A 19,613-nucleotide genomic window follows, 5' to 3' on the forward strand; every position below is an offset into this window, starting at 1 on the left:
GGCAGGTCACTCCGCGGCCGGGACGAGGGTTTCGGAAATCAGAACAGCTTCCGGCTCGTCGTCCGGCTCAGGTCCTTGCTTGATCGCCTTGATCATCAAGCCCATCTCGATCACGATCAGCGTCGTGTAGAGTGCCGCAAAACCGATGATGGTCAGAAGCACGGTGCCTGCGCCGAGGCTGGAGACGGCGGCGGCCGTCGGCAGCACACCTTCGATCACCCAGGGCTGGCGGCCGAACTCGGCGACGATCCAGCCGAATTCGATGGCGACCCAAGGCAGCGGAATGGCGAACACGGCAACCCTTAAAAGAAGCGGGTATTTGTCGAGCTGGCGCCGCGCCGACAGCCAGAAGAAGGTGGCGGTCAGCAGGATGAAGAAAATACCGAGACCAACCATGATGCGGAAGGACCAGAAGAGCGTCGGCACGTGGGGGATCGTATCACGCGCAGCCTGAACGATCTGCTCTTCGCTCGCCTGGCGCGGATCGTCGACGTAGCGCTTCAGCAGAAGAGCGTAACCGAGGTCATGGCCGAGATCCTCGAAGGAGCTGCGCACTTCCTGCGCAACCTGGTCCTGTGCCGGTGCCGAACGGATCTGCAGCAGCGCGTCGTAAGCCTTGATGCCGTCCCGGATCCGGGCTTCGGCCTGCTGTTCGAGCTTGTCGATGCCGGGGATTTCGGTGGTCAGCGAACGCGTGCCGATCAGACCCATGACCCAGGGAATGTGCACGGCAAAATGCGTTTCGCGAGCCTCCTGATCAGGGAAGCCGAAGGCGGTGAAGGCTGCCGGCGCCGGTTCCGTCTTCCACATGCCCTCGATCGCGGCGAGCTTCATCTTCTGGTTCTCGGTGGCGAGATAACCGCTCTCGTCGCCAAGCACGACGACCGAAAGCGCCGAAGCGAGGCCGAAGGAGGCGGCGACCGTCATCGAGCGCTTGGCAAGTTCGATATGCCGGCCCTTGATTATATACCAGGCAGAAACACCGAGCACGAAGATCGAGGCGCAGACATAGCCCGCCGACACAGTGTGGACGAATTTCGCCTGGGCAACGGGGTTGAAGACCACGTCGAAGAAGCTTGTGATCTCCATGCGCATGGTCTGCGGATTGAGCGCCGATCCCACCGGGTTCTGCATCCAGCCGTTGGCAATCAGGATCCAGAGAGCCGAGAAGTTCGAGCCAAGCGCCACCGCCCAGGTCGCGACCAGATGCCCCACTTTCGACAGCTTGTCCCAGCCGAAGAAGAACAGACCGACGAAGGTCGCCTCGAGGAAGAAGGCCATCAGGCCCTCGATCGCTAGCGGCGCGCCGAAGATGTCGCCGACATAATAGCTGTAATAGCTCCAGTTCATGCCGAACTGGAATTCCATGACGATGCCGGTGGCGACGCCGAGCACGAAATTGATGCCGAACAGCGTGCCCCAGAATTTTGTCATCTGCCGCCAGATCTGGCGGCCGGTCATGACATAGACGGTTTCCATGATCGCCAAGAGCACGGACAGGCCGAGCGTCAAGGGCACGAACAGGAAGTGGTAAAGCGCCGTCAGCGCGAATTGGAAGCGCGATAACGCGACGATATCTAGTTCCATTGTTTTTCTCCCACGGTCCCACGGGGTACAAGGCGTTCCTCAGCGCCGATCGGCGCTCAGGGCATGCGGTCTCGCGCTAGTCCGGCCGAAGCCGGTGGAGTGCCTTTTCGAACGCCGCCTCTCCACGGCGCGAAACTTCTATGATGCGGCCGCCTTCGATGACGGCGATGCGGTCGGCAATCGCGGCCTCGCGGCGGATATGCGTGGCGATCACCAGCGAGCGGCCTGTCGCCATGGCCGACAGACGGCTGAGCACGTCGCGGGCGGTGACGCCGTCGAGGCCCTCGGTCGGCTCGTCGAGCAGCCAGAGCGGCGTGTCGCGCAGGAAGAGCCGGGCAAGCGCCAGCCGGCGCGACTGGCCGCCCGAAAGGCCGAGGCCGCCTTCGCCGAGCGGCGTATCGATCCCCCGCGGCATGGCCTCGACATCGGCAAGCAGGCCGGCAGCGGCGAGCACCTCGCGAAAACGAACCTCGCTCGCATCCGGGCTCGCAAGAAGCAGGTTGCCGCGCAGACTATCCTCGAAGAGTTCCGTCCGCTGCGTCAGCAGGGTTGCCCTTGCCGCGGCAACGCTTCCCGCCCTTGCCGGCAATTCGCCGGAAAGCACCGCAAGCAGGCTCGATTTGCCGGCGCCGCTGCTGCCGATGACCGCCAGTCGTTCACCCTGCTGAAGCGCGAGCTCGATGCCCTGGAGCGCCGGCGCATTGGAATTTTCATGGAAGGCGGAAACCTGCGTCAGCGAGAAAGCATATCCCGGCAGCGCCGCCGCCAAGGGCTCTTGTGCTGCGACTGTGGCAAGCCGCGGTGCGATACGCCTTGCCGCAAGCAATGTCCTGCCGAGTTCCAGCGCGCCGCGGCGCAGTGCTGCGAACGGTTCGGTCGCGGCGAAAGCGACGAGCAGGCCGAGCGCGGCGACAGGGGCGGTGATCGCCTTCGTTTCCGCAAGTGCCGCGACGGCAAGCAGCGATGCCGTCAGTAGCAAGGGCGAAACGAGGCCGAAACCGAATGTCAGGCCGGCCTCGACGCAGTTTAACCGGTCGTCGGCGCGGGCGGCGTAATGGTCGGCCGCAGCGATGGCCTCTCGCTGCGCGGCAAGCCGGCCGGCCATCAACAGATCGGTCTGGCCGGCGACAAGATCGATCGTTCGTGACCGCAGCGCTTCGATGCCATCGGCGCGCCTGCGGGCATGCTTGCGTGCCGCCCAGCCGGCAATCACAGGCAGGCCGAGGCCGGCAGTGGCGAGAAAGAGGCCGAAACACAGGCCGAACAAGGGATGCATCAGCCCCAGCACGATGCTTGCCGCAAGTGCTGCGCCGATCGCGACTGCAGCCGGCACGAGGATACGGAGGTAGAGGGAATCGAGCGCATCGATATCGGCCGTCAGCCGGAAGAGCAGCTTTGCGGGGCGATGCAACAGGGCGCGAGCCGCACCCGGTTCGGCAAAGCCGCGAAACAGCCTTTCGCGCAGGGCGGCGAGCACACTGAGCGTTGCGTCATGGGTCGCAAGCCTTTCACCGTAGCGCGCGGCCGTACGGACAATGGCGAGCAGGCGAATACCGGCTGAGGGCGCAAAGACGTCGAAGGTGATGGCGGCAGCGGCCGAAAGGCCGGCGAGCGAGGTGGCGGTGATGAACCAGCCGGACAGGCCGAGCAGGGCGATGCCGGCCGTCACCGTCGCCGCCGAAAGTACTGCGCCGAGCAGCAGCGCACGCCGGCGCTCAGCAAGGAACAGGCGCAGGATCGGTTTGAGGTCTGCAGCAAAGCCGCTCATTCCGCGGCCTCCCGGATGATGACGTCGGGATCCCGGATGGCGATATCGACATCCACCCGCACGGTGCGGTGCATGCGGGCGGCAAGCAGCGGATCGTGGGTCGCGACGATCAAGGTGCGACCTCTGGAGAGCGCAATCAGGCTTTCGGTGATCTCGGCGGCGGTCGCAGCGTCGAGATGCGCGGTCGGCTCGTCGGCCAGGATGATACTGAGATGCGGATTGCAGGCGGCGCGCGCGATCGCCAGCCGCAGTGCCTCGCCGCCGGAAAGTCCAATCCCGCCTTCGCCAAGCGGCCGGTTACCATAGGCAGCGGCGACCTTTTCGAGTTTCGCGGCATCAAGCGCATCCGCCACATCGCCGCGTGAGATGCCGGGCCTGCCGAGCGCAATGTTGCCTGATATGGTGCCGGCGAAAATATGCGGCGTCTGGCCGATCCACGCCATGTCGCCGCGCAAGGCGGCGGCGGTGTCATCCGCAAGCGCGATGCCGCCGATGACGATACGGCCGCCGGTGCAGGGTGCCAGGCCTGATATGAGCGAAAGCAGCGTCGACTTGCCGGAACCGCTTGTGCCGAGAAGCGCCAGATGTTCGCCGGCTGCGATATCGAGGTTGAAACCGTCGAGGATCAGCGGCTCGGCAGCGCCGTAGCGGAAATCGAGATTCTCAAGTCGGATAGCCGGCGCTTCGACGACGGCAGATACCGCTGGTGCAACGTCGGCTGTTCCTTGGATGGACAGGCCGCCGGCAGCGAGTGAGTCGAGGGCTTTCAGCGCCGCTTCGCCGGCCGCCCGGTCATGCCAGACGGCCGAGAGTTCGCGCAGCGGTTCGAAGAAGGCCGGTGCAAGCAGCAGGATGAACAGTCCCTCGATCAGGTCGAGCCGGCCTACCCAAGTGCCGAAGCGAATTTCGCCGAGCAGGCTGAACCCGACATAGACGGCAATCATCGCCACGCCGAGTGCGGCGAAAAGTTCGAGCACCGCCGACGACAGAAAGGCGATCTTCAGCACCGCCATGGTGCGCGTACGCAGAGACTCCGCCTCCGACCGCAGGCGTAGCGCCGTTGCATCGACTGCGTCGAGCGCACGTATGGTCGCCAGTCCGCGCAGCCTATCAAGCAAGAAGCCATTGAGGCCGCCGGTCGCGACGAGCTGTTTTTCGCTGGCCGCCTGAGCACGCCAGCCGATCAGCGCCATGAAGATAGGGATCAGCGGCGCGGCAAACAGTAAAACCAGCGCGGCAATCCAGGAGATCGGAAGGATGAAGGCAAGGATGACGAGCGGCACAAGGCTCGCCTTCATGCGCGCCGGCTGAAAACGGGCGAGGTAGGGCACGATCAGTTCGGCCTGCTCGCCAATGACGCTCGCGGCTTTGCCCGACGCAGGCCGGCTGCGATCGATGGGCGACGACATGGAAAGTACCGCGGCGGCGATCTGCCGCTTGCGGCTGAGTTCGGCGCGTGCAGCGTGAAAAGCCAGGCGGCCGCCAGCCGCGTCGAGACAGCTTTTTGCAATTCCGAGAATGAGAATGCCGAGTGTGGGCCAGACGACGTCATGCAGTCCGCCGCCATCGGCGATGCGGCCGACCGAGATCGCCAGCAATGCAGCCTGCGGAATCCAGAAGGCGGCGGCCAGCGCCTGCAGCATCGCCGCCCTGCGCAGCCCGCTTTTTGCCGCATCACGGTCGGGCGACACGGCTTTGCCATCCAGCAGCGGCGGAGCTTCAGGTCTGTGTCTCGCGTCGAAGAACGCAGTGCCCATGGCGCTAACTCTTGTTCGCAGAATATGGCCGGCGGCTACGGCCGAGCGAAACGACTCGGTCCTTGGCCTCCAGAAGCTTGGTCACTTTCGCGCCAAGCGAGAGTAGCGTTGCGAGCCTTTCTGTTTCAAGTTGTTTTACATCTTCATACCAATGCGTCAGTTGCTCGATCAGCGTGTGCATCTCGCTCATCCGTTGCTGCGCATGCCGCTCGGCGTCGCTGGCCGGCCGCTGCATCAGGATCTCACGCAGAACCGACAGCGTCGGATCGACTTCACGCTTCTTTCGCTCCTCGGCAAGCGTCCTCAATATCTGCCAGACATCATCAGGCGTGGTGAAGAAATCGCGGCGGTCGTCCGGCTTGTGTTTCAGGATGACAAGGTTCCAGGCCTGCAGTTCGCGCAGGCTCATCGAAACATTGGAGCGCGAGATCCCGAGCGACTCGGCGATCTCCTCCGCGCAGACGGGTGCGGGCGAAACGAAGAGCAGGGCATAGATCTGGCCGACGGTGCGGTTGATTCCCCAGCGCGATCCCATTTCGCCGAAATGGAGAACGAAGGACTGGACGAGAGGCGGAAGGTTCATGGTCGTTTCCGTTGCGTCTGTGATTTCAGAAATTTCTGAAATCACTATATCGACTTTCGCGTCTCGCCGGCAATCGGCAAGGCAGCCCTGCGTCAATTTGGATGTCCGTTCGTTGATCGTGGGCTAGATATAGCCGGACGCAACGTGGCTGGATTTGACTTGGGTCAAGTCCACAGCACTTTGTAGCGATGACGCAGAAACGCCCGGCAATGCGTTACGCATGCCGGGCGTTCTGTCGGATTGAGATGTTAGGGCCTGCAATCGCTGCGGTCCATGTTTCAGGAATGCGGACCGGCTTAGATCAAGCCGGTCAGGATGCCGACGCCAGCAATGGCGGCAATACCACCTGCCGTGCGCGTCACGAAGACGCCCTGGCGTTCACCGGCGCGGCCAATGACGTAACCAAGGGCGAGACCGGCGACATGCAGCAGCGCCGTCGCGGCCATGAAGCCCGCGGCATAAGCGGCACCGGCGAAATTTTCCGGCATTTCGGAGCCATGTGCGTGACCGTGGAAGATGGCGAAGAGGCCGACGATGCCGAGTGCTGCGGCGAGCGGCGCCTTTACGTTGAGCGCAACAACGGCGCCGAGGACGACGACGGAAAGCGCGATGCCAATTTCAACGAAGGGAACGTTGATGCCGGCAACGCCGAGAGCACCACCGAGTGCCATCACCAGAACGAAGGTCGTCGGCACGAGCCAGGTGGCGCGGCCACCGAGCTGAAATGCGAAAACACCGACCATCACCATGGCGAGGACATGATCGAGGCCAGACATCGGATGGGCAAAGCCATGGCTGAAGCCGGCAGCTTCGCCGATCGCGGGATGGGCGGAGGCGACGGTTGGAAGCGCTGCGGCAGCCAAGGCAAGCAGGCCGCTCTTGATTGCTGATTTCATTGCTCATTTCCCTCGTGAGTTTTCGAATATCCTGCGGCGGCCGAACACCGGCATGGTTCCAAGTCGCGCAAATCACGCTAATTCAAAGAGTTCACGCCGTCAACGAAAAGTCCACGAAATACCAAGCCAATTCAACTGCTTATCTGATAGGCAGATGCCGCTTTCGATAGCGTCCCTCAGCGCGCCGCACCTCAAGATCGAGCTGGAAACGGTTTCCGACAGGGGCTATCAATCGTTCGGCAGAGACGGCGCAACCCGCCGTGATGGAGGAGACGCCATGACGAATACCGAACGGCCGCTGGCGATCAGCGCGCCCGAACCGCGCACGCTCGATTTGATCTTCAGCGACAAGGCGCGCGCTGAACTGCGTGCGAAATACGAGATCGTCGAGGCCGATCCCGAGAATATCGCCGGGCTCGGCGACGAGATCCTGGGCAGGGCACGCTACATCATCGGCCAGCCGCCGCTTTCGACGGACACGCTGGGACGTATGCCGGCCTTGCGCTCGATCCTCAATGTCGAAAGCAATCTTCTCAACAACATGCCCTATGACGTGCTCTTCCAGCGCGGCATCCATGTCGTCACGACAGGCCAGGTCTTTGCCGAGCCGGTCGCCGAAATCGGTCTCGGCTTCGCACTGGCCTTGGCGCGCGATATCGTCGATGCGGACGTCGCCTTCCGCCAGGGCACCGAACTCTGGGGCGGCGAGGGCAATTCGAGTGCGCGGCTGCTCGCCGGTTCCGAGATCGGCATCGTCGGCTTCGGCGATCTTGGCAAGGCGCTGCGCCGTCTCCTGTCCGGCTTCAGGGCGCGCATCAGAGTATTCGATCCCTGGCTGCCGCGCTCTATCCTCGAGGAAAACGGCGTCGAGCCGGCAAGCCTGGACGATGTCCTGACGAAGAGCGATTTCGTCTTCGTCGTCGCCGCCGTCACCAGCGAAAACAAGGGATTTCTCAGCACGGAGGCCTTTGCCAGCATGCGCAAAGGCGCGGCCTTCATCCTTCTCAGCCGCGCCGATGTCGTCAATTTCGATGCGCTGATGGCCGCCGTCTCGTCGGGCCATATCGTCGCGGCGAGCGACGTCTACCCTGAAGAGCCGCTGCCGCCCGATCATCCGGTGCGGAGCCTGAAAGGTTTCATCCGCTCGGCGCATAGGGCTGGCGCCCTCGACAGCGCCTTCAAGAAGATGGGCGACATGGTGCTCGAAGACATGGACCTGATGGATCGCGGCCTGCCGCCGATGCGCTGCAAGCGGGCCGAACGCGAGACGGTCTCCCGCATGCGTTCCAAACCGGTGGCGGTGAATTAGAACAGAATTCCTGTGACGCGCCGCCTCAGGCGGCGCGCTCCTCCGCACCCTGGATCGCCGCAAGCTTCCAGTCGGCGCCGGACTTACGCACGAAGGTCCAAACCTCGGTGCTTAGACTCGGACGGCGGTCGTCGCCGGAAACGACACGGCCGCTGTCGCGTTCGACCATGGCGTCAACCGAGGAATAACGCATGGCGAGCGTCGCAAATTCCTGGCCGTCTTCGCGCCAGGCTTCGGCGATATCGCCTTGCAGCAGCTTGACGTCGGAGACGCGGTTGCGCACGCCGTTGGTAGCGTTTTCGCCGAGTTCCTCGGCAAGATAGGACATCGCCTCCGGCGTCGTCAGCCGGCGCAGCGTGCCGTAATCCTCAGCGCCGTAAGCGGTCTGCACTTGGGTCAGCAGTTCCTCGAACTGATCGAGATCGGCCTGCGCTAGCCCGATCTCGTCACTCGGCCGATTGCTGCGAGACGGCTGGCCGGAACCGGCGCCCGAACCGATCGTTGGGATCTGGAAGGACGACTTATTCGTGGGCGACATGTTATAGGACTGGCTCTGGCCGCCGACGCCGTAGGAGGGCTGGCGGCGGTTGGCGAAATAACGCATGGCGAGCATGACGGCGCCGCCGATCAGCGCGATCTGCAGCAACATGCCGAGCAAGCCGAAGCCGCCGCCGAAACCGTGACCGAGCAGCATGCCGAGAAGGCCGCCGGCAATCAGGCCGCCGATCATAGAACGGCCGAAACCGCCAAATAAGCCAGGGCGCTGGGCGCCGAGAGGCTGCTGCGCGGTAGCGGGTGCCGTGGTCTGCGAACGCGGCGTCATCGACCGTTCGATCGGTGCTGTGGCCCCAGGTGCGGTGCTGGTGACCGGCGGGGCCTGGAAAGTGCGCGTGCCGCGGCTTCCGAAACCGCCGCTGCCGGCGCGGCGCGCTTCTGCATCGTCAAGGGAAGCAAAAACGGTAGCGCTCGTCAGAGCGGCAATGGCCGCGATCTTGGCAAAACGCGAAACAGCACTCGGCATTCCTGATCTCCTGTCATGCACAGTGACGGCATGTTGAGACCTAATATAGGTAGTCTTTCCCGCGTGTGAAGCTCTTCAGCTGCGTTACTGGCAAACGTCGACCCAACTGGCGCCGGTCAGCTCCGCCAGACGTCCGGTTTCGATGCGCACGGCCGAGTTCGTCGAGCCGGCCGCCGGTACAACTTCATCGAAGCGTTTCAATGAGATATCGCAATAGATGGGCAGCGGTGAAGGCAGGCCGAAGGGGCAGACGCCGCCGACCGGATGGCCGGTGACGGCCGCAACCTCTTCGGCATCGAGCATGCGCGCCTTGGCTCCAAACGTGTCCTTGAACTTACGATTGTCGAGCCGCGCCGTGCCTCCGGCTACGACCAGCATCATCTGCTCGCCGACGCGAAGGCAAATCGTCTTGGCGATCTGGGCCGGCTCGACGCCATGGGCTTCGGCGGCAAGCGCAACCGTCGAGGAGCTCTCGGCGGTTTCGATGATTTCGATATCGGGTGCGTGGACGCTGAGGAAGGCGCGGACAGATTCAAGGCTCATGACGCAATGCTAGCCCAGGAAATACGCAATTTGAAGCGTAAAAGACGCCTGCCGAAAACCGCCGCTTGCAAGTCGCGCGGACATCGTCATAATAATTTTGCACACGTGCTCAATTTTGTCATTCGGCCGTTACGTTCAACCCCTAGAGCGGGATACGCCACGTTTTCGTGGGGTTTCGGAGCGGTCATCATCAGCAGTGCTGACCCGTCAAGAGGCCTCACACTGCTCTTCTAGGGAGACGAAGAAGATGACTATTTTGCCGACACTGAAATCCCTTGCCGTCGCAGCCGCCATCCTGGCGTCGACCTCTGCAATTGCGCTCGCCAAGGACGTTCACATCAGCGTCTGGGCCGGCGGCACCGGCCCGAACGACGTCTATCGCCTCGACGCCATCGAGATCGCAGCCCAGCAGCTGCAGCGTGAAGCCGCACTCAAGGGCGAAGACCTGAAGATCACCGTCGAAAAGAAGCCTTATTCGGCCTGGGAGGACTTCAAGCAGGCGCTGACCCTTGCCGCTGAAGCCAAGACCGCTCCGAATATCGTCGTCAGCGGCCATGAAGACATAGCACCCTGGTCGCAGGCCGGGCTGATCGTTCCGATCGAGGATTATGTCGATCTCGACTCTTGGCCGCTCAGTGACATCTATGAAAACCTGTTGCAGATCGCGTCCTATAACGGCACCGTCTACGGTATCCCGCAGGACGCCGAATCCCGTCCGATGTTCTTCTGGAAGCCTTACATGAAGGCGATCGGTTACAGCGATGCCGATCTGGATGCGCTGCCGCAGAGCGTCCAGGACGGCAAGTACACCATGAAGAACCTGCTCGAAGACGCCAAGAAGATGCAGGACAAGGGCCTCGTCCAGCCCGGCTATGGTTTCTATCCGCGCACCAGCAACGGCCCTGATTACTGGCAGTTCTACACCAGCTTCGGCGGCACGATGGAAGAAGGCGGCAAGCTCGTTTTCGACAAGGCCGCGATGACCCGCACCTATCAGTTCTTCGCCGATGCCGTGAAGAGCGGTGTTACCAAGAAGAACCACATCGGCATGCCGGGCGACCAGTGGTGGAAGGAAGTCGCCACCGGCAAGGCCGGCATCTGGGACGGCGGCACCTGGCACTATGCTCGCCTCGTCAACCAGGAAGGCCTGAAGGACTTCTTCGGCAACGTGATCTTCACGCTGATCCCCGCCGGCGAAGGCGGCAAGGCCAACACGCTGACCCATCCGCTCGTCTACCTGCTAACCGCAGGTCACGACCAGGAAGACACCGAGATCGCCGCCCAGTTGGTCAAGATCGCCTCCGAGCCACGCATCAACGCGCTGCATGCAGTCAAATCGGCCCATCTCGGCATCTCCAAGTCGGAATCCACCGTCGAATTCTATTCGGCCGACCGCTGGACCCGCGAAGCTACCGAGCGCCTGCTGCCGCATGCCAATGCGATGCCGAACAATTCCGATTTCGGCAAATATTGGAACATCATGTGGAAGAACCTTGAAGCATCCTGGACCGGCGCCAAGACCGTAGACGCCGCGGTCAGTGATGCAGAGAGCGAGCTGAAGAGCACGCTCGGCGACAAGATCGTCATCCGCTAAGATCGAAGCACTCTTCCGGGCGGCGACAGCGCTGCCCGGTCGGTCCGCGACGAGGGGGCTTCCATGAAATCGTCCAGAACGCTCGGACTGGTGATGATCGCGCCTGCGGCGATCATGATCGTTCTTTTCTTCCTGATGCCGGTCGTTCTGACGGCGGTCTTTTCGATGACCAGCATGACGACGGCGACCGGTATTTCCGGCGGCGTCTATCAGATCGCACCCAACTCGCTGATTGCGCTAAAATCGGCAATACCGGACATTGCCGCCGAGATGGCCGAACCGCGTTACACGATCGACGAGGCGGGCCTCAAGGCCGTCGAAGGACTCGGGCTTGCGCCGGGGATTGCTGGGGAATTGCGCGCCAAACATGCAGGTGAGGTGTTCACGGCACGCCGCGACGTCGAGCGCATGCTCAAGGAGCTCGCCGACCGGCCTTCGACGCGCGACGTCAAACAGATTTCCGAACAGTTCAACCGCTCTGTTCTCAACACCCGCTTCGACAGCAAGGAGCAGCTCTTTTCGGCGCTGGACAGTCTGGGTTTCAAACTCACACCCGAGCAGAAGGAAACGGTCGCCAAGGTCACTTATACCGGCTGGGTCTGGACGACCGACAATTTCTCGCGCATGACCACCTCACCCGACATGGCGCGCGTGCTCTTGAATACCGTGCTCTACGTCGCGCTGGTGCTGATGCTGTTCAATGTCGGCTATGCGCTGCTGCTGGCGATCTGGACGCATTACATGCCGCCGACGCCGGCCTCGATCTTCCGCGGCATCTGGCTCCTGCCGCGCATCACCCCCGTCGTCATCTATGTCATGCTATGGAAGTGGCTTGCCTGGGACACCGGGTTCATTTCGATCCTGATGGGCAAATTCGGCTATCCGCCAAAGAACTACCTTCTCGACAACGCTTACAACGCCTGGTTCTTCGTTGTGTTGATCAACGGCTTCATCGGCGCCTCGATGGGCATGCTGGTCTTCTCCTCGGCGATGAAGGCCATTCCGAAGAGCCAGTTCTATGCGAGCGAGGTCGACGGCGCCTCGCGCTGGCAGCAGATCCGCTACATCATCCTGCCGCAGATGCGCTGGCCGATCCTCTTCGTCACCTGCTACCAGACGCTGTCGCTGCTTGCCTCCTTCAATGAAATCCTGCTTGCCACCAATGGCGGACCGGGCAATGCGACCGAGGTCTGGGCGCTGTCCGCCTATCACACTGCGCTGAGGAACTACGCCGGCAACCTCGAATACGGCTTGGGTGCCGCCATGGCTTTGGTGCTCGTCGTCATCGGCGTGACGCTGTCGCTCCTCTATCTGCGCGTTTTCAACTACGGCACGCTTGTCGCCAAGCCCTTGATCGAGGATTGACCATGGCCGAACGATCGCAGCCCTCGGCAAATTACCGCAGCTGGCCTGTCATAACGGCGCTGACCATCGTCAGCCTGCCGCTGCTGCTGATGTATGTCTATCTCTTCCTCGACACCGTAACCGTGAAGCAGGCAGATGCGTTGCTGCCCTCCGGCTTGACGCTCGACCACTGGCGCTTCCTGTGGCAGACCACGGAAGGCAAGGCGAACATCTGGCAGGTGACTGTGAATACGCTGCTCTTTGCCGCCTGCACCACCAGCCTCGTGCTCATCGTCTCGTCGATGGCGGGCTATGTGCTGTCACGGCTGAACGTGCCGGCGCGCGGCTTCTTCCTTGCCGGCGTCATGGTGCTGCATGCCTTCCCGTCGGTGACGCTGATCATCGCCATCTTCATCGTGTTGCAGATGATCGGCCTCTACAATTCGCTGATCGGCGTCATCCTGGTGAAGGCGGCGATTGACCTGCCGCTCGGCATCTGGCTGATGAAGGGCTTCTACGACACCGTGCCGTGGGAAATCGAAATGGCCGGCGTCGTCGACGGCGCCTCGCGCTTCCGGGTCTGGCGCAGCCTCGTGCTGCCGCAGGTCAAGCCCGGCATCATGGCGCTTGGCCTCTTCTCTTTCCTCTCCGGCTGGGGCGAGTTCATTCTGCCGCAGGTGCTGGCGCCTGGTAATCAGGTGCAGGTGCTTTCGGTCTATCTCGCGGCCTTCCTCGCCGACGATAATAACTATGATTTCAACATGTTCAAAGCAGTCGGCGTCTTCTACCTCGTTCCGGTGCTGATCGTTTACGCGCTCTTCAACAAATACCTCATGAACATCTATGGCGGCGGGAGCAAAGGCTGATGCGCATCCTCCTCGACAATTTCTCGAAGAGCTTCGGCTCCACCAAGGTCATCGAGAACATGACCCTCGAAGTCCGCAACGGCGAGATGCTGGCGCTGCTCGGCCCTTCCGGCTGCGGCAAATCGACGACGCTGTTTTCCGTCTGCGGTATCCATCGGCCAAGCGGCGGACGCATCCTCTTCGGCGACCGCGACGTCACCGACCTGCCGAGCCAGGCTCGCAATGTCGGCGTCGTTTTCCAGTCCTATGCGCTCTATCCGCACATGACGGTTACCGAGAACATCGGTTTTCCGCTGAAGGTGAAGGGCATGCCGGCTGCCGAGATCCGCAAGGAGGTCGACCTTATCGCCGCCCTCGTGCAGATCGGCAACCTGATGGGCCGCAGGCCGGCCGAGCTTTCCGGCGGCCAGCAGCAGCGCGTCGCCTTGGCGCGCGCGCTGATCCGCAAGCCGGATGTGCTGCTGCTCGATGAACCGCTCGCCAATCTCGACGCCAAGCTGCGCCTCGAAATGCGATCGGAAATCCGCCGCCTGCAACGCGAAACCGGCATCACCGCCATTCTCGTCACCCACGACCAGGTCGAGGCGATGAGCATGTGCGACCGCATCGCCATCATGAAGGAAGGCGAGATCGTCCAGATCGCCACGCCGGCCGAGATGTACAATGATCCGAAGACCGCCTTCGTCGCCGGCTTTCTCGGCAATCCGCCGATCACCTTCCTGCGCGGCGTGGTGGACAAGGGCGCATTCACAATCCCGCAAAGCGAGATCCGCGTGCCGCTGCCCGATACCGTCGGTGCCGCCGAAGGTACCAAGCTGATGCTCGGCGTCCGGCCCGAGCATTTCACGCCGGCAGGCGACATCGCCGTGCCGGGCAAGGTCACCTTCGCCGAAACGCAGGGCCGCGAGAACCTCTACGACGTGGCTCTTGCCGGCGGACCGCTGTTGCGTTCGATCCAGCCGGTCCGTAGCGATGTTCATGTCGGCGACGACGTCCGCTGGGCGATCGACAGCCGCGGCATATTCGTTTTCGACGAAAATGGCAGGAGGCTCTGATGACCCGCGATTTCTCGGTATTCTTCCAGCGTTACGGTTGGCCAGCGGCCAAGGGCCGGCTTCCCTTCTGCATCGGCCATCGCGGCGCCAGTGGCCATGAACGCGAGAATACGATCGCCGCTTTCCGCCGTGCCGCCGAACTCGGCGCGGAAATGTGGGAGCTCGACACGCAACTGACCAAGGACGGCGTGGTCGTCGTCTCGCATGACGACCATCTCGATCGTGTCTTCGGCATCGACCGCCGCATTTCCGAAATGACGGCGGCGGAGCTTGGCGCACTCGAGGGCGTCGACGTGCCGAGTTTTTCAGAGGTCGCCGCACTCGGCCGCGAGACCGGGACCGGCCTTTACGTAGAGCTGAAGGCGCCTGGGACCGGCATGCGCTGCTGGCGGCACCTTGTCGAAATGAACCAACGTTTCGCCTGTCTCGGCTCCTTCGACACGGCACAGGTGCGCGAACTTAGCGACGCGGCCTGCGACTTTCCGCTTTCGGTGCTGATCCGGGTCGACCACGATCCGCATGCGCTCGGCGACGAGGCCGGCGCCGATATCCTGCATCTGTGCTGGGAGAGGGCCGGCGAACGTCCGCAGGATCTGGTGACCGACGCGCTGATGCGCCGCGCTTTCGATGCTGGCCGCGAGATCGTGCTCTGGCACGAGGAGCGGCCGGCCGTTCTCGATGACATCATGAAGCTTCCGGTTCTCGGCATCTGCACGGATCTACCCGATCTGATGCGGCCGCCTGCGGTTAAGGAAAATGCAATTGGCAGACAGGGATAAGGGACCGCGCAAGGTAACCTCCTTCGACGTGGCGCGTGTGGCCGGCGTCTCGCGCGCTGCCGTGTCGCGCGCCTTCACGCCGGATGCCAGCGTCTCGCCGAAGACGCGCGAGAAGGTCTACCAGGCCGCCAAGGAACTTGGCTACCGGGTCAACTATCTTGCTCGAAGCCTGACTAACAAACGCTCCGATCTCGTCGGCGTCGTCGCCGCCGGCCTCGATAATCCGTTCCGCACGCTGCAGATCGAGAATCTCGCAAGAGTGCTGCTTTCTCGCAATTTCCGCCCCATCCTGCTGCCGACCTCGCCTGAGGCGGATATTTCGACAGTCATCGGCCAGTTGCTGCATTACGCCGTCTCCGGCGTCATCGTCACCTCCGACGCGCCGCCGACCGAGATCTGCGAGCAGTGCGCGGCCGAAGGCGTGCCGATCGTGCTGATCAACAAGGGCAACGACATCCCCTTCGTCGACCGCATCATCTCCGACGACCGCATGGCCGGCCATCTCGCCGCCACCCACCTGATCGACAGCGGCGTGCAAAAACCCGCCGTGATGGCCGCACCCGCCATATCCTACACGGCGCGGCGGCGCAGCGAGGCCTTCATCGCACGCTGCAAGCAGCTCGGCGTCGAGGCCCAGTTCCTGCAGATCAGGATCAACGACTACCGGAGCGGCTATGATGCGGCAGCCGAACTTGCCGCATCCGGCATCGACGGGCTGTTCTGCGCCAACGACTACATGGCCTGCGGCGTGATCGACCGCGTCATGCGGGGCCGCGGCCGCGATGACGCGCCGCCGTTGCCCATCATCGGTCATGACGACATTCCCCAGGCGAGCTGGACCGCTTACGATCTCACCACCATCCGTCAACCCTGCGACGTTCAGGCCGAAAAGACGATCGACCTGCTGATGAGCCGGATGGCTGAGCCGGACCTGACGGCGCGTGTCGAATTCACGCCGGTGACACTGATCAAAAGAAGGACTGCGTGATGAATTCCGCCTTCGATGCCGCCACCATCCGCGCACGGGCGGAGGTCGCCATGTCAGTTGCCCTCGAGGTCGGACGGGAGACGGCACGGTTTCGGCGCGACTCTGACCCAGGCACACTGACCGTCGAGAACAAGGGATTGCAGGATTTCGTCACCATCGCCGACAGAAAAGCCGAGCAGGCGATCCACGAAGGGCTGCTCTCGCGCTTTCCGGATGATAGTTTCATGGGCGAAGAAAGCGGCGGACGATCGGGTAAGGGCGGCACCTGGGTCGTCGATCCGATCGACGGCACGACCAACTATATCAGGGGCTTCCGGCACTGGGGTGTCTCGATCGCCTTTGTCGTCGGCGGCAAGGTGGAGATCGGCGTGGTCTACGACGCCGCCGGAGACAAGATCTTTCACGCCGTGCGCGGCGGCGGCGCCTTCAAGGAGGGGATTCCGGTCCATGCGGCGGCGACCGTCGATCCGGCCAATGCGCTTGTCATCCTCGGCCATTCCCGCAAGACGAGCTTCGACGACCATCTCGCACTCTCGCGGCGGCTCCACGAACGCGGCATGGATTATCGCCGCATGGGCGCGGCGGCGATCGACCTCGTTCGTGTCGCCGAAGGTGCTGCCGATCTCTATTACGAACGCCACCTCAATGCCTGGGATATGCTCGCCGGCGCGCTGATCGCCGAAGAGGCCGGCGCTGTGGTGGCGATGCCGCCGGTCGACAGGCTGCTTGCGCAGGGCGGACCCGTCATCGCCTACTCGCCGGGGCTTGCCGGCGAATTCGCGTTCATCCTCGACATCGAGGGGCTATAGATACACCGTCCCAGAGACGCGATCCGCCCGATTGGCGAAGCTGCGAGCGTTACGCAACAACGCGATTGCGACCGCTGTTTTTCGCCGCATAGAGATTCTGATCGGCGATCGCCAAAACCTCGTTCGGAGACTTGGCAGACAGGGTACCGGCGACACCTATGCTGATCGTCACGTGCAGCCCGTTGCAGATCTCAGACCAATCCCATCGTTCAATGGCTGAACGCAGCCTCTCGCAGAGATCTGCGGCCCCTCGGGGAGCGCCGGCGAACAGGACGACGAATTCCTCGCCGCCAAACCGAATTGCCTGATCGGTAATGCGCAACTGGCTGCGCAATATGGTTCCAATGGCACTCAGGACCCGGTCGCCGATCATGTGAGAGAAGTTGTCGTTGATCGACTTGAAGTGGTCGACATCCAGCATCGCGATGGAATATGGACGCTTCTCAGACGTCAGTTCCTTAAAGCGGCTGTCGAGATATTTGCGGTTATAGAGCCCGGTCAGTGCGTCCAGATAGACGGCATTGGCAAGGATATCGGTTTGCTCCTGCAGCTTCTGATAGGAGGCCTCCAGCGTTTCTGCGCGCTTCGACTCCGTTTCGGCAACTTCCTTGAACCGTTTGGTTTCATAGTAGATTTCGGCGAGACGTGCGCGTCGCTGTGTATTCTCGGCGCTATTGCGCAAATAGGCTTGGTGGTACTTCTTATGTGTCTCCAGCGCCGGATCGAACTGCCCCAGCCCTTCATAGGCCTGCGACAGGTAAAGATAGATCTGGACATAGGAATCGAAACTGCCGCCGGCGTCGATCAGCTCCACCGCCTCGAGCAGCGGCGACAGGGCTTCGGTGAATTTTCCGGAATTGTTGTAGATCTGGCCCAAAGTGTAGAGATATTGCTGCCTGTCCCTGACATAGCTGTTCTCTTGAAACAGCTGATAGCGGGCCATGCACTGGAGCGCCTTCTCATGCTCGCCCAGGTGGCTGTAGAACTCGGCTTGGTTGCCGAGACAGAGGCGAGCGGCCCAGCTGTCGCCGATCTCGATTGCGATGTCGAGCGCCTGTTCGGTCAGTTCCAGCGCTCTGAACAGCATCTGGTGTTCTTGCTCCGGCTGGCCGAGCGCCCGCGCGATATATCCACCTTCCGAATGAGCGCCGCCGAGATTGATGAGCCACCAGCATTCATAGTTCTTATTGCCAATCGATCTGGCGAGTTCGACAGACCTCTCGCTCATCAAGATGGCCCGGTCGGGCTGTTTGTTGCACCAGAAGATAATTCCTATGACGTTGGTGGCTAGGCTTTGTGCTTTCGGGTCCGCGGCCTTGTCGGCCAGATCCAATGCGCGGGTAGCTTCTTCGATTGCTTCCTCCGGCAAACCCAGTTCCAAGAGCAGCCATCCGAAATATGCCCGGGCACAGGCTTCCTGTTTGCGCTCCCCGGTCAATTTCCAGAAGTCTACCGCTCGGCGGACATGCGTCAGTCCAAGTTCGGCCTTGCCGATCTGAAAACAATACCAAGCAATGTCGGTGTCGCATTGCGCGGCGAGCCGATCGTCGCCCCGCGCCTTGGCATCCGCAAGAATTTCGCCGGCCAGTGTGAGTGCCTCAACCGATCGGCCCGAACACCCAAGATGCCACGCTTCCTGCAAGCTGGAATTTGCTTGTTGCGCAATTGCTTTAGTATCAACAACTTGCATATCGGACACCAACATTTGTCTGCTGGTTATGGATAGCATCAGAAGTTTAAAATGATGGAAACTGCAAAAAACAGGCGACAAACCTAGAAACAGGGTCTCGGAAGCCTCTCACACCTTTCGGCATCATGCTCCAATGACCGCTGGTTACTCCGCCATGCGGCGGCGCCAGGCGCGTTCGGTGGCCGGTGCCTCGTCGGTGGTGATCTGATCCGGCTTCAGGGCCATCAGCGTCGAAAAACCTCGCCATTCCTCCTCGCTGAAACCGGCCTCCGGATCCTTCAGGGTGAAGGTCCAGGCATCGACGCGTTTGCCTTCGTCCTGGCAGAGCGCGATCATGTCGAGGCTTTCATTGGCGGCATCCAGGATCAGCGGCCAGTGGAGATAGATCGTGTCCGGTTCGGTCGGGCCGCGCAGGTCGGCACGCAATTCCGCCTCGACAGCCTTCCAGCCGCTGGCCTTCCTGATGTCGTAGAGCTTGTCCGTCGGATCGATGCCGCGCAAGAGATGGGGAAGCTTCTCCTTGACCGCGACGATGAGGTCGAGGCTGCCGCCGCTGACGATCACCGAGGCGGCGATATCCTGGAAATGCGCGGCCAAATGCGCGATGCCCCTGGCACCGATCGCTTCAAAGTCATCCTTCATGTCGAATTGCAGCAATGCGGTTGCATGCGTCGATTGCATCATGGCGGCGAGATCCTCGCTGAAGATCAGCGGCCGGTCGCCCTCCTGCATCCTGATATCGCTGAGATCGCCGATGCTCTTTTCGGCAACCGGCCCATGCCCTGTCGTCTCGCCTTCGAGATCCTCGTCGTGCAGCACAACGAAACCGCCGTCGCCGCGTACGCGCAGATCGAGCTCCATCGAAGCGCCTGCTGCAAAACCCTCCGCCATCACCTCGGCTGAGAACAAGGGATCGGCAAACCGCTTGCGCAACCGATGCCATTTCAGGCGGGTGCGATGCCCCTCATGCGAAATCTCCAGGCCCTGCGCATCCAGCAATCTCGTCATCTGCACCAATTCTCCG

Annotated in this window: 17 protein-coding genes; 8 read left to right on the forward strand and 9 right to left on the reverse strand. The window is 62.1% G+C overall.

The window, feature by feature from the left end; all coding sequences use genetic code 11:
• Positions 1-6 precede the first annotated feature (6 nt).
• From RLCC275e_RS30600 to RLCC275e_RS30620, 5 genes are all read right to left on the reverse strand, one after another.
• Positions 7-1,587, reverse strand: coding sequence for a cytochrome ubiquinol oxidase subunit I (locus RLCC275e_RS30600; protein WP_033184057.1), 1,581 nt, complete (start codon positions 1,585-1,587; stop codon positions 7-9).
• A gap of 76 nt (positions 1,588-1,663) precedes the next feature.
• Entirely contained in the window at positions 1,664-3,355 is a 1,692-nt protein-coding gene (locus tag RLCC275e_RS30605) for an amino acid ABC transporter ATP-binding/permease protein (RefSeq protein WP_033184056.1), read from the reverse strand.
• Entirely contained in the window at positions 3,352-5,112 is a 1,761-nt protein-coding gene (cydD, locus tag RLCC275e_RS30610) for a thiol reductant ABC exporter subunit CydD (protein ID WP_033184055.1), read from the reverse strand. The genes RLCC275e_RS30605 and cydD overlap by 4 nt, the downstream gene beginning before the upstream one ends.
• Before the next feature lie 4 nt (positions 5,113-5,116).
• On the reverse strand, positions 5,117-5,695 hold the full coding sequence (locus RLCC275e_RS30615) for a GbsR/MarR family transcriptional regulator (RefSeq protein ID WP_003552061.1): 579 nt from the start codon (positions 5,693-5,695) through the stop codon (positions 5,117-5,119).
• Positions 5,696-5,991: 296 nt separating this feature from the next.
• On the reverse strand, positions 5,992-6,591 hold the full coding sequence (locus RLCC275e_RS30620; RefSeq protein ID WP_033184054.1) for a HupE/UreJ family protein: 600 nt from the start codon (positions 6,589-6,591) through the stop codon (positions 5,992-5,994).
• Between the two features lie 277 nt (positions 6,592-6,868).
• Between RLCC275e_RS30620 and RLCC275e_RS30625 the strand changes: the two genes are divergently transcribed.
• The gene (locus tag RLCC275e_RS30625; RefSeq protein ID WP_033184129.1) at positions 6,869-7,900 is read left to right on the forward strand and encodes a hydroxyacid dehydrogenase; all 1,032 of its coding nucleotides are present in this window, start codon (positions 6,869-6,871) and stop codon (positions 7,898-7,900) included.
• 25 nt (positions 7,901-7,925) lie between these two features.
• On the opposite strand, the gene RLCC275e_RS30630 is transcribed toward RLCC275e_RS30625, so the two are convergent.
• Positions 7,926-8,921 carry a Tim44 domain-containing protein gene (locus RLCC275e_RS30630; protein ID WP_033184053.1) on the reverse strand — a complete coding sequence of 332 codons (996 nt, stop codon included), beginning with the start codon at positions 8,919-8,921 and terminating at the stop codon, positions 7,926-7,928.
• 84 nt (positions 8,922-9,005) lie between these two features.
• Positions 9,006-9,464, reverse strand: coding sequence for a YbaK/EbsC family protein (locus tag RLCC275e_RS30635; RefSeq protein ID WP_033184052.1), 459 nt, complete (start codon positions 9,462-9,464; stop codon positions 9,006-9,008).
• Positions 9,465-9,711: 247 nt separating this feature from the next.
• On the opposite strand from RLCC275e_RS30635, the gene RLCC275e_RS30640 reads away from it, so the two are divergent.
• The 7 genes from RLCC275e_RS30640 to RLCC275e_RS30670 all read left to right on the forward strand — a co-directional run bounded on the left by RLCC275e_RS30640 (position 9,712) and on the right by RLCC275e_RS30670 (position 16,899).
• The gene (locus RLCC275e_RS30640) at positions 9,712-11,058 is read left to right on the forward strand and encodes an extracellular solute-binding protein (RefSeq protein ID WP_033184051.1); all 1,347 of its coding nucleotides are present in this window, start codon (positions 9,712-9,714) and stop codon (positions 11,056-11,058) included.
• Between the two features lie 63 nt (positions 11,059-11,121).
• Positions 11,122-12,423, forward strand: a complete 1,302-nt coding sequence (locus RLCC275e_RS30645; RefSeq protein WP_033184050.1) for a carbohydrate ABC transporter permease — start codon at positions 11,122-11,124, stop codon at positions 12,421-12,423.
• A 2-nt stretch (positions 12,424-12,425) separates the two neighbouring features.
• The gene (locus tag RLCC275e_RS30650; protein ID WP_026154681.1) at positions 12,426-13,268 is read left to right on the forward strand and encodes a carbohydrate ABC transporter permease; all 843 of its coding nucleotides are present in this window, start codon (positions 12,426-12,428) and stop codon (positions 13,266-13,268) included.
• Entirely contained in the window at positions 13,268-14,323 is a 1,056-nt protein-coding gene (locus RLCC275e_RS30655) for an ABC transporter ATP-binding protein (RefSeq protein ID WP_033184049.1), read from the forward strand. The genes RLCC275e_RS30650 and RLCC275e_RS30655 overlap by 1 nt, the downstream gene beginning before the upstream one ends.
• Positions 14,323-15,102 (forward strand): glycerophosphodiester phosphodiesterase, encoded by a 780-nt coding sequence (locus RLCC275e_RS30660; RefSeq protein WP_033184048.1) that lies wholly within the window; start codon positions 14,323-14,325, stop codon positions 15,100-15,102. Before RLCC275e_RS30655 ends, RLCC275e_RS30660 begins: the two co-directional genes overlap by 1 nt.
• Entirely contained in the window at positions 15,086-16,090 is a 1,005-nt protein-coding gene (locus RLCC275e_RS30665; protein WP_033184047.1) for a LacI family DNA-binding transcriptional regulator, read from the forward strand. Before RLCC275e_RS30660 ends, RLCC275e_RS30665 begins: the two co-directional genes overlap by 17 nt.
• Positions 16,090-16,899 (forward strand): inositol monophosphatase family protein, encoded by an 810-nt coding sequence (locus tag RLCC275e_RS30670; RefSeq protein WP_033184046.1) that lies wholly within the window; start codon positions 16,090-16,092, stop codon positions 16,897-16,899. Before RLCC275e_RS30665 ends, RLCC275e_RS30670 begins: the two co-directional genes overlap by 1 nt.
• Before the next feature lie 49 nt (positions 16,900-16,948).
• Here the strand turns inward: RLCC275e_RS30670 and RLCC275e_RS30675 are convergent, their stop codons facing one another.
• Both RLCC275e_RS30675 and RLCC275e_RS30680 read right to left on the reverse strand, forming a co-directional pair.
• Entirely contained in the window at positions 16,949-18,604 is a 1,656-nt protein-coding gene (locus tag RLCC275e_RS30675) for a GGDEF domain-containing protein (RefSeq protein WP_033184045.1), read from the reverse strand.
• A gap of 129 nt (positions 18,605-18,733) precedes the next feature.
• Positions 18,734-19,597 (reverse strand): glycerophosphodiester phosphodiesterase, encoded by an 864-nt coding sequence (locus RLCC275e_RS30680; RefSeq protein ID WP_171816988.1) that lies wholly within the window; start codon positions 19,595-19,597, stop codon positions 18,734-18,736.
• Between the last annotated feature and the right edge of the window lie 16 nt (positions 19,598-19,613).

The organism is Rhizobium brockwellii, from assembly GCF_000769405.2.
Classification (GTDB): Bacteria; Pseudomonadota; Alphaproteobacteria; order Rhizobiales; family Rhizobiaceae; genus Rhizobium; species Rhizobium brockwellii.